Annotated in this window: 6 protein-coding genes and 1 tRNA gene; 4 read left to right on the forward strand and 3 right to left on the reverse strand. The window is 65.6% G+C overall.

Annotation, left to right across the window (positions count from 1 at the left end; translation table 11 throughout):
• Positions 1-16 precede the first annotated feature (16 nt).
• On the reverse strand, positions 17-322 hold the full coding sequence (locus AKL29_RS13650) for a hypothetical protein (protein WP_050384599.1): 306 nt from the start codon (positions 320-322) through the stop codon (positions 17-19).
• A gap of 233 nt (positions 323-555) precedes the next feature.
• Between AKL29_RS13650 and AKL29_RS13655 the strand changes: the two genes are divergently transcribed.
• Positions 556-969, forward strand: coding sequence for an SRPBCC family protein (locus AKL29_RS13655; RefSeq protein ID WP_050384541.1), 414 nt, complete (start codon positions 556-558; stop codon positions 967-969).
• A 20-nt stretch (positions 970-989) separates the two neighbouring features.
• Positions 990-1,229 (forward strand): YdeI/OmpD-associated family protein, encoded by a 240-nt coding sequence (locus AKL29_RS13660; protein ID WP_082190588.1) that lies wholly within the window; start codon positions 990-992, stop codon positions 1,227-1,229.
• A 664-nt stretch (positions 1,230-1,893) separates the two neighbouring features.
• On the opposite strand, the gene AKL29_RS13665 is transcribed toward AKL29_RS13660, so the two are convergent.
• Both AKL29_RS13665 and AKL29_RS13670 read right to left on the reverse strand, forming a co-directional pair.
• A complete protein-coding gene (locus AKL29_RS13665) occupies positions 1,894-2,346 on the reverse strand; it encodes a DUF992 domain-containing protein (RefSeq protein WP_050384542.1) in 453 nt (150 codons plus the stop codon).
• Positions 2,347-3,095: 749 nt separating this feature from the next.
• A tRNA-Arg gene (locus tag AKL29_RS13670) sits at positions 3,096-3,172 on the reverse strand.
• 288 nt (positions 3,173-3,460) lie between these two features.
• Here AKL29_RS13670 and AKL29_RS13675 point away from each other — a divergent pair.
• Both AKL29_RS13675 and pbpC read left to right on the forward strand, forming a co-directional pair.
• Complete coding sequence (locus AKL29_RS13675) at positions 3,461-8,668, forward strand: alpha-2-macroglobulin family protein (protein ID WP_050384543.1); 5,208 nt, start codon at positions 3,461-3,463, stop codon at positions 8,666-8,668.
• Positions 8,665-10,512 (forward strand): penicillin-binding protein 1C (gene pbpC / locus AKL29_RS13680; RefSeq protein ID WP_244482010.1); only part of this gene is annotated, 1,848 nt, incomplete at its 3' end. The genes AKL29_RS13675 and pbpC, both read left to right, overlap by 4 nt.

A 10,512-nucleotide genomic window follows, 5' to 3' on the forward strand; every position in this document is an offset into this window, starting at 1 on the left:
ACCCAAAGCAAGTGCGCTAATCGTCCCGCCTGCCGCCGTCGATCACCCTGAACAGCGGGGCCGCCTCGCGCGGATTCTCGAGCAGTTCTTCGACCATGGCGATCGCGGCCGCGACGTATTTCCCGGTCGCGGCGTCCAGCGGACGTTCGGCTTCGTCCGAGAGCGCGAGCCTTGCGCCTTCGAGCAGCTTGCGGGTGCGGACGGCGGACTCGTCGCCCGCGGTGAGGGCGACGCGCGCGATCGATCGCAGCACGAACAATTCGCCCTCCAGCCGCAGCAGGCGGTCGTTCAGCTTGCTCAGGACGGTGTTCAGGTTCCGCATGACGCGCTCTCCGGGCATTGGACCCGTCTTCCATACACGGTCATTCCTGACGAAATTCTTGTGACGACCACGCACCATTTGGTTGGTTGAATGGCATCCCGGATCTCCTCATGTTCCCGGCGGCCCGGGCGTTGCCATTTGACGAAGGCGTCGATGGCCCTAATAGAATGGCCGCGGTCCGGCGCCGCCCGGGAGGCGCGTCAGCTTCACCCCATCGCAACGAGGGAATAGATATGAGGATTGCCGTCGAAACGACCGTTGCCGCGCCGATCGCGGATGTCTGGCGCGCCTACACGACGCCCGACGACATCAAGCAGTGGAACGCGGCTTCCGACGATTGGCACACGACCGCCGCGACCGTCGACCTGCGCACCGGCGGCGCCTTCTCGTCGCGGATGGAAGCCAAGGACGGCAGCATGGGGTTCGATTTCGCCGGCACCTACACCAGGGTCGAGGAGCTCCGTCTGCTCGAATATTCGTTCGGCGATCGCAGCGCGCAGGTCGCGTTCACGCCGGAGACCGGCGGCGTCAAGGTGCAGGTCAGCTTCGACAGCGAGGATACCCATTCGGTCGAGCAGCAGCGCGGCGGTTGGCAGGCGATCCTGGACAATTTCAAGCGTTACGTCGAAGCCAAGCGGCGGTCCTGATCCGGCGATCGGAGGGCGTCGTGACGCTGAAGCGACCGCGCGCGGCGATGCCGGAAAGCATCCGCCGCGAGCTCGATGCGAGCGGACTGATGCAGTCGTTCAAGGCGCGCCCGCCGTATCGGCGCAACGACTATCTGCACTGGATCGGCCGCAGCGTGCGAACTGCAACACGGCGCAAGCGGATCGACCATATGCTGGCGGAATTGAAGGCCGGTGGAGTGTATATGGGAATGGCGCATCGGCCGAGCAAACCAAAGTGAAACTCTCGCGGCGTGATCGCTGCGCGCTGTGCGTCCTCATCGCTCGCTTGATGTTTTGGTCGCGCGAATCCTCATCGAAGAAAAAGTCGATCTCGGAATCGTCCATCGCGGTCCTGAAAAATATCGACGACCGACGCGCGCACTCACGATCTTCTAGCGAGGCATTCTTGGATTAAGAAATTGCGAAGCGCGCTGCCGGCGCTCACGGGCAAGTGGAACCTGCAATCGCACGAACGGAAAGCGATCAGTCCCTCAATCGCGGCCGGAACTTTGTTCACGCACGGAGAACTACGGAATCGTTTCGTGCGCTGAATGATAAAAACGGCGAGTGATTTCACGGCACACGGCGAACATCGAAAAAGAAAGGCCTCAGCGCGTGGGCCACGCTGAGGCCAAGTAGACACTTTGGTCGTGAGGCACCGTCGCCGGCGCCTCGGTGCCTAACCTACCTTTGTTTCTGTGTTTCCAAATGGCCCATTTGGGCCATGCCGCGTGATAGCCAATTTGGGACATGCGCCGCTGGCACAAAGTGTGCACACTTGGAGCTGTCAGGATTTTGCATCACCTTCCTGGGGCTAGGGCCAGCGCCGTTCGCATGTATTTCAAGCGGACGGCGTTGTGCATTCTGGCGACCGCGCGGGCCATGGCTTGGCTGCGCCCAGGGTCAGCGGTCCACCGGCCGAATCTCGAGGTTCTCGATTTTCAGGGGCGGCGTTGAGGGGACGTTCTGCTCGTTCAACGGATGCAGCGTGATCGGCGTATTCGTGCCGCCGGCGAGAACGTTGACGCCGGCGCCCTCGGCATGGGCGTAGCCGCCGGCGAGATCGTCGCTGCCAAGCCACGGCACCGGCGCCATCACCTTCCAGGTCATGGCGACTTCTTGATCTCCGATCAAAACACCGAGGTTGCGGATGGCTGCGACATAACGACCGTCCGGCGTGCTATCGACGTGCAGCACGCAATTGAGGTTGGTCACCGGACCCACGACGAACCCGGTATCGGGTCCGCCGCGACACTCAAGCGTTCCGGCCTGCACCTGCTGCGCATTGGCGGCTGCGAGCGGCGCAGCGAGAACCGCCGCACCACACACAGCAGAGGCGATCGAACGGCATGTCATACGCATGGTGCCGGACAACGCGGATCGGCGCGCAATCGGCCCATTCCCCGCGAGCGGCCTTCGTTTGTGGTTAAGAGAGCCTTAGAGATGGGTTTGATTGCTGCCGACGGTCGACGTTCGCGAGCGATCGGCCAGGAAGACGACGATCAAGCAACGGCGATCCCTTTTTCATCGCCGTGCCGGCTGACACCTCGATTGTGTATCTATCGCCGTCGAACGAGCGTGCTTGATTTCCAGGCAGGAGAGTAACGGGGCGAGGCAAAGGACCGGTCCCGGCGCTGACGCCAAGCCGTTCGGATCACGGCGGTGAGCCTGTCCCGAAAAATTACGCCGCCGGGCTCGAAATGCATTGTCCCGGCGGCGCCTGTTCGAATCTGGGCCCGCAATCCCAGTCATGTTTGTGTCTGCAAAACCGGCGCCAAGGTTCGAGCGCCCCCGTAATCATACGGGGACTTGGGGGCCCGCGATGGATTGGTGTTGGCTGCGTGTGTGCTGGCGAAGGTCCGATTGTCCGTGTGATCCAAGCCGCGGCGCGAGAACGGCTGATCGCCACCGATGCTCCGCCCGCTCAGATATGATGCTCGAGCTTCCGCATCTCCTGCAGGCGAGCCAGGCAGAAATCCCGATACAATTCGTTGATGAAATCCCACATGACCTAATCCCCTTGGTCCAATGCCGGGACACTACGCCGGGTTTGTTTCCGGCCGGCTTCGCGGCTTGCGGAAAATGGTTTCATCGAGGAGGGAGGGTGGCGATCCCGGCAGGATTCGAACCTGCAACCCGCGGAGTAGAAATCCGCTACTCTATCCAGTTGAGCTACGGGACCGTGGCGGCCTTGTAGCACCGCCATTATGAAAAATCCGCCTTTCCGCCAAGTCCGTCCGAACCGATTTTTGTGGTCGAACGACAAAGGCGAGCAGGGCGCCCGTCCTGCGTTGGCCTGTCCAGCCCGCCGAGCCGCACGATGCTGCCGTCGGGGCTGGTCAAAGGAATGTCGGCAATGCGATCTGCGACGTTTTTCGTCCGTTCATGTCCGTGCCTTCACTCCGTCACCTTTTCGCGCACTTTTGGCCCCAACGCGGCGTGCGACCGCGGGGCTTTCAGGAGCTCCATCATGATCGGATTGGTTCGTGCCGCCACGATATGCGCCACGCTGGCGTTCGCCCTGGTGAGCGCCCAGGCCGCGGACAAGGCCTTCAAGCGCGACGATCTCGCCGATTCCGCGATCAAGCTGGAAGCCCAGATCAAGAGCGAGGCCGGCGCGGTCAACAAATCGGCCGCGACCCTGCGCACCGACGCTGACGCCGCGTTCAAGCGCAATGATTTCCGTGGCGGGCTGCAGATCCTCGGCCAGGTCGCGGCGACCACGCCAGAGGACGGCGCCAACTGGCTGCGGCTCGCGAGGACGATCTTCCAGATCCGGTCGGCGAGCTCAAGCGAACAGACGTTCCTGATGGAGCGCGCCTCCACTGCCGCTTACATCGCCTATCAGCGCGCCGGCAATGCGGGCGAGGAGGCTGACGCGCTGGCCGTGCTCGGCAAAGCGCTCGCCGAACGCAAGCTGTGGCGCCCGGCGCTGGACAGCTTGCGGCTGTCGCTCGACATGCGCGAGGTCGCCGATGTCCGCGGCCATTACGAGAAGATGCGCGACGAGCACGGTTTCCGGCTGCTCGATTACACCGTCGATTCCGACGCCGCGTCGCCGCGGGCCTGCTTCCAGTTCTCGGAGGAACTCGCCAAGCGCGTCGACTTCGCGCCGTATCTGGCGCTCGCCGGCACCGACAAGCCGGCCTTGTCGGCGGAAGGCCAGCAGCTCTGCGTGGACGGGCTGAAGCATGGCGAGCGCTACAACATCAATCTGCGCGCCGGCCTGCCGTCGACCGTCAAGGAGACCCTGCCGAAATCGGCCGAGTTCAACATCTATGTTCGCGACCGCAAGCCGTTCGTGCGGTTCACCGGGCGGGCCTATGTGCTGCCGCGGACCGGACAGCGCGGTATCCCGGTGGTCAGCATCAACACGCCGGCGGTCAAGGTCGACGTCTTCCGGATCGGCGACCGCAACCTGATCAACACGGTGATCGACAGCGACTTCCAGAGCACGCTGAGCCGCTACCAGCTCTCCGATCTCGGCGACCAGCGCGGCGTCAAGGTGTGGTCCGGCGAGCTTGCGACAGCGACCACGCTGAATCAGGACGTCGTCACGGCGTTTCCGGTCGACCAGGCGCTCGGCGACCTGCAACCCGGCGTCTATGTCATGACCGCCGCGGCCAAGGGGCCGGGCACCGACGACGACGGCACGCTGGCGACGCAATGGTTCATCGTCTCGGACATGGGCCTGTCGGCCTTCTCCGGCAATGACGGTATCCACGTCTTCGTCAACTCGCTGGCTTCGACCGAACCGGTCGCCAACGCCGACGTGAAGCTGGTCGCCCGCAACAACGAGATCCTGGCGACCCGCAAGACCGATGCGGCCGGCCACGTGCTCTTCGAGCAAGGCCTGGCCCGCGGCGAGGGCGGGTTGTCGCCGGCGCTGCTGACTGTCATGGGTGAGAAGGCCGACTACGCCTTCCTGAGTCTGAAGACCAACGCGTTCGACCTCACCGACCGCGGCGTCGCAGGCCGGGCGATCCCGGCCGGCGCGGACGCCTTCGTCTACGCCGAGCGTGGCGTCTACCGCTCCAACGAGACCGTCTATCTGACCGCGCTTCTGCGCGACGGGCAGGGCAACGCCCTGACCGGGACGCCGCTGACCATGGTGATCGAGCGCCCCGACGGCGTCGAATTCCGCCGCGCCGTGCTGCCCGACCAGGGCGCCGGCGGCCGGATGCTGGCGGTGGCGCTCAATTCGGCTGTGCCGACCGGCACCTGGCGCGCCCGCGTCTTTACCGACCCGAAGGGCTCGTCGGTCGGCGAGACCACCTTCATGGTCGAGGATTACATCCCCGAACGGGTCGAATTCGATCTGACCAGCAAGGAGAAGGTGATCAAGGCTGAAGTTCCAGTGGAACTTCAGATCTCCGGCCATTTCCTCTACGGCGCGCCTGCCTCGGGCCTGCAGCTCGAGGGCGACATGCTGGTGGCGCCCGCGGCGAACGGCCGGCCCGATTATGCCGGCTATCAGTTCGGCGTCGACGACGAGCAGACCGCGAGCAACGAACGGACCCCGATCGAGGACCTGCCGGAGGCCGATGCCAACGGCGCGGCGACCTTCCCGGTGAAGCTCGAGAAGGTGCCGACGTCGACCCGGCCGCAGGAGGCCCAGATCTACATCCGCATGGCCGAGACCGGCGGCCGCTCGGTGGAGCGCAAGATCGTGCTGCCGGTGGCGCCTAGCGCCTCGCTGATCGGCGTCAAACCGCTGTTCGGCGACAAGAGTGTGGCCGAGGGCGACAAGGCCGAGTTCGACGTCGTGTTCGTCGCACCGGACGGCAAGCAGCTGCCGCGCAACGGGCTGCGCTACGAGCTGTTGAAGCTGGAGTCGCGTTACCAATGGTACCGGCAGAACTCGTCCTGGCAGTATGAGCCGGTCAAGTCGACCCGCCGCGTTGCCGATGGCGACGTCAACCTCGCCGCCGACAAGCCGATGCGCCTGACCTTCCAGCCGCAGCCCGGTCGCTACCGGCTCGACGTGAAATCGACCGATGCCGACGGTCCCGTCACCTCGGTGCAATTCGACGTCGGCTGGTACTCCGACGGCAGCGCCGACACGCCCGATCTATTGGAAACCTCGATCGACAAGCCTGAATATGCCTCGGGCGACACCATGACCGTGTCGGTCAATGCGCGCACGTCAGGCAAGCTGACGGTCTATGTGCTTGGCGACCGCCTGCTGACCACCCAAAGCGTCGACGTCACGGAGGGCACCCGGCAGGTCAAGCTCCCCGTCGGCAAGGATTGGGGCACCGGCGCCTATGTCATGACGACGCTGCGTCGTCCGCTCGATGTCGCCGCAGGGCGCATGCCCGGCCGCGCGATCGGACTGAAATGGTTCGGCATCGACAAGAAGGCGCGCACGCTCGCCGTCGAACTGTCGCCGCCCGCGTTGGTACGGCCGGGCTCGACGCTGAAGATCCCGGTCAAGCTCGGCGGGCTCAATCCCGGCGAGGACGCCAAGGTGGTGCTGGCCGCGGTCGATGTCGGCATTCTCAATTTGACCAATTACAAGCCGCCGGCGCCGGACGACTACTATCTCGGCCAGCGCCGCCTGACCGCCGAGATCCGCGACCTCTACGGCCAGCTGATCGACGGCATGCAGGGCACCCGCGGCCAGATCCGCAGCGGCGGCGACTCCGCCGGCGCCGAGCTGCAGGGCTCGCCGCCAACGCAGAAGCCGCTCGCGCTCTATTCCGGCATCGTCACGGTCGGGCCTGACGGGACTGTCGAGGTGAGCTTCGACATCCCGGAATTTGCCGGCACCGCGCGGGTGATGGCGGTGGCGTGGAGCGCAACCAAGGTCGGCCGCGCCAATGTCGACGTGATCGTGCGCGATCCCGTGGTGGTGACCGCGACATTGCCGCGCTTCCTGCTGACCGGTGACAAGGGCACCATCAGCATGGATATCGACAACGTCGAAGGTGCAGCCGGCAACTATGCCATCAGCGTCAAGGCGAGCGGCCCGATCAAGGCTTCGGGTAATTCGACCACGACCGTGAAGCTCGCCGCCAAGCAGCGCTCCTCGCTGTCGCTGGGTCTCGAGGCCGGCGGCGCCGGACGTGCCGAGTTCGACGTCGACATCTCCGGGCCGAACGGGCTGACGCTGGCGCGGCATTATGCGCTCGACGTCAAGCCGGCAACGCAAGTCCTGGCGCGCCGCTCGATCCGCACCCTGGCAAAGGGGGAAAGCCTGACGCTGACCTCGGACATGTTCTCCGATCTCGTGCCGGGCACCGGCAGCGTTTCGGTCTCGGCGAGCCTGTCGACCGCGCTCGATGCCGCGAGCATTCTGAAGGCGCTCGACCGCTACCCCTATGGCTGCTCCGAGCAGATCACGAGCCGCGCGCTGCCGCTGCTCTATGTCAACGACCTCGCCGCCGGTGCCCATCTTGCGATGGACACCGCGGTCGACCAGCGCATCCGCGACGCGATCGAGCGGCTCCTCGCTCGACAGGGGTCCAACGGCTCGTTCGGTCTCTGGTCCGCGGGCGGCGACGACGCCTGGCTCGATGCTTACGTGACTGACTTCCTGACCCGGGCCCGCGAAAAGGGCTTTGCGGTGCCGGACGTGCTGTTCAAGAGCGCGCTCGACCGCGTCAGGAACTCGGTGGTCAATGCCAACGAGCCGGAGAAGGACGGCGGCCGCGATCTGGCCTACGGTCTCTACGTGCTTGCGCGCAACGGCGCGGCACCGATCGGCGATCTGCGCTATCTCGCCGACACCAAGCTGAACAACCTGGCGACTCCGATCTCCAAGGCCCAGCTTGCGGCGGCGCTGGCGCTGGTCGGCGACAAGGCGAGGGCCGAGCGGGTCTATGGTGCCGCGCTCGATGCGCTGAACCCGAAACCCGTGATCGAGTTCGGCCGGGTCGACTACGGCTCGGCATTGCGCGACGCTGCGGCGCTGGTCTCGCTCGCCGGCGAAGGCAATGCGCCACGCACCACGCTGACGCAGGCCGTGCTGCGGGTCGAGGCGGCGCGGGGACTGTCGCCCTACACCTCGACGCAGGAAAATGCGTGGATGGTGCTGGCGGCGCGCGCGCTCGCCAAGGAGACGCTGGCGCTCGATATCAACGGCCAGCCGGTCAAGACCGCGGTCTATCGCAGCTACAAGGCCGAGGAGATGACCGGCCAGCCACTCAGGATCACCAACACCGGCGACGCGCCGGTGCAGGCGGTGATCTCGGTGTCGGGCTCGCCGGTCACGCCGGAGCCGGCGGCCTCCAACGGCTTCAAGATCGAGCGCGGCTATTTCACGCTCGACGGCAAGCCGGCCGATGTCACCAAGGCGAAACAGAATGACCGCTTCGCGGTTGTCCTGAAGGTGACGGAAGCCAAACCGGAGTTCGGTCACATCATGGTGGCCGACTATCTGCCGGCCGGACTCGAGATCGACAACCCGAACCTGGTGTCATCGGGGGATTCCGGCACGCTCGAGTGGATCGAGGACGGCGTCGAGCCGAAGAACACCGAGTTCCGCGATGACCGCTTCACTGCGGCGATCGACCGGGGTGCCAACGACAAGTCGGTGTTCACGGTCGCCTATGTCGTGCGCGCGGTGTCGCCGGGCAAATATGTGCTGCCGCAGGCCTATGTCGAGGACATGTACAATCCCTCGCGCTACGGCCGCAGCGGAACCGGCGCGGTTGAGGTGAAGCCGGCGAAATGAGTGATCGTGGAATGGGCAAGGACCGGCGCTCACATCTCTCCTCGTCATCCCCGAGTTTGACCCGGGGATCCACGTTTGCCGCGCGCGAGGAAGACGTGGATGGCCGGGTCGAGCCCGGCCATGACGGGCGCACCAAAGGGCTCGTTCTACGCGTCGTAGCCTGCTTCGTCGCCATTGTAATGGTCGCAACCGGCGCCTTCGCCGCCTGGGTCGTGTCGCTCGGGCCGCTGCCGCTCGACAAGGCGCAGCAGGTCTCGACCACGGTGATCGATCGCAACGGCAAGCTGCTCCGCGCCTATGCGATGGCGGACGGGCGCTGGCGGCTGCCGGTTGACGCGAAGACGTCAGTCGATCCCACCTATCTGAAGCTCCTGTTCGCCTACGAGGACAAGCGCTTCTATGAGCATCACGGCATCGATCCGCTGGCGCTGTCGCGCGCCGCATTCCAGCTTCTCACCAGCGGCCATATCGTCTCGGGCGGTTCGACGATCACGATGCAGCTGGCGCGGCTGATCGAGCCGCGCCACCAGCGCTCGGTCTACGCAAAGCTGCGGCAGATGGTGCGCGCGGTCGAACTGGAGCGGCAGCTCTCGAAAGACCAGATCCTCGATCTCTATCTTGCGCTGGCGCCGTTCGGCGGCAATCTCGAAGGCATCCGCGCCGCCTCGATCGCCTATTTCGGCAAGGAGCCGAAGCGGCTGTCGCTCGCCGAAGCCGCGCTGCTGGTGGCGCTGCCGCAATCGCCGGAGCGGCGGCGGCTCGATCGTTACCCGGACGCCGCCCACGCCGCGCGCGACCGCGTGCTCGAACGCATGGTGGAGGATGGCGTGGTGTCGAAGGACGATGCCGCGCAGGCCACGGCGACGGCGGTGCCGAAGATGCGCAAGCAGATTCCGATCCTGGCGCCGCATTCGTCCGATCAGGCGATTGCGACGATGAAGGATGCGCCCATCATCAAGCTGACGCTCGACGCCACGCTGCAACGAAACCTGGAGGCGCTGGCGCGCGACCGCGCCATTGCGCAGGGGCCTGATGTCTCGGTTGCGATCGTCGTGGTCGACAATGAGACGGGCGACGTGCTCGCGCGCGTCGGCTCGGCGGATTATTTCGACGAGCGGCGGGCCGGGCAGGTCGACATGACGCGCGCGGTGCGCTCGCCGGGCTCGACCTTGAAGCCGTTCATCTATGGGCTTGCCTTCGAGGATGGCTTTGTTCATCCCGACAGCCTGATCGAGGACCGGCCGATCCGCTTCGGCACCTACGCGCCGGAAAATTTCGACATGACATTCCAGGGCACGGTGCCGATCCGCAAGGCGCTGCAATTGTCGTTGAACGTGCCGGCGATTGTGCTGCTCGACCGGGTCGGTGCCAGCCGGTTGTCGTCACGGCTGAAGCAGGCCGGCACCAGTCTCGTGCTGCCGAAGGACGAGGCGCCGGGCCTTGCGATGGGTCTCGGCGGTGTCGGCATCACGCTGCAGGATCTCGCTCAGCTCTATTCCGGCCTGGCGCGGCTTGGCGCCACCAAGCCGTTGCGCGAGATCATGCAGGAGAATGACGGCCGCGACACGATGCGGCTGATGGATCAGGCCGCGGCCTGGCAGGTCGGCAACGTCCTGCTCGGCACGCCGCCGCCGGAGAACGGCGTGCACAACCGGATCGCGTTCAAGACCGGCACCAGCTACGGCTATCGCGATGCCTGGTCGGTCGGGTTCGACGGCCGCATCACGATCGGCGTCTGGGTCGGCCGTCCCGACGGCGCGCCGGTGCCGGGTCTGGTCGGCCGCACCGCCGCGGCGCCGATCCTGTTCGACGCCTTTGCGCGCACCGGCAAGATCCCGGCGGCA

Origin of the sequence: Bradyrhizobium pachyrhizi (assembly GCF_001189245.1) — a bacterium.
Taxonomy (GTDB): Bacteria; Pseudomonadota; Alphaproteobacteria; order Rhizobiales; family Xanthobacteraceae; genus Bradyrhizobium; species Bradyrhizobium pachyrhizi.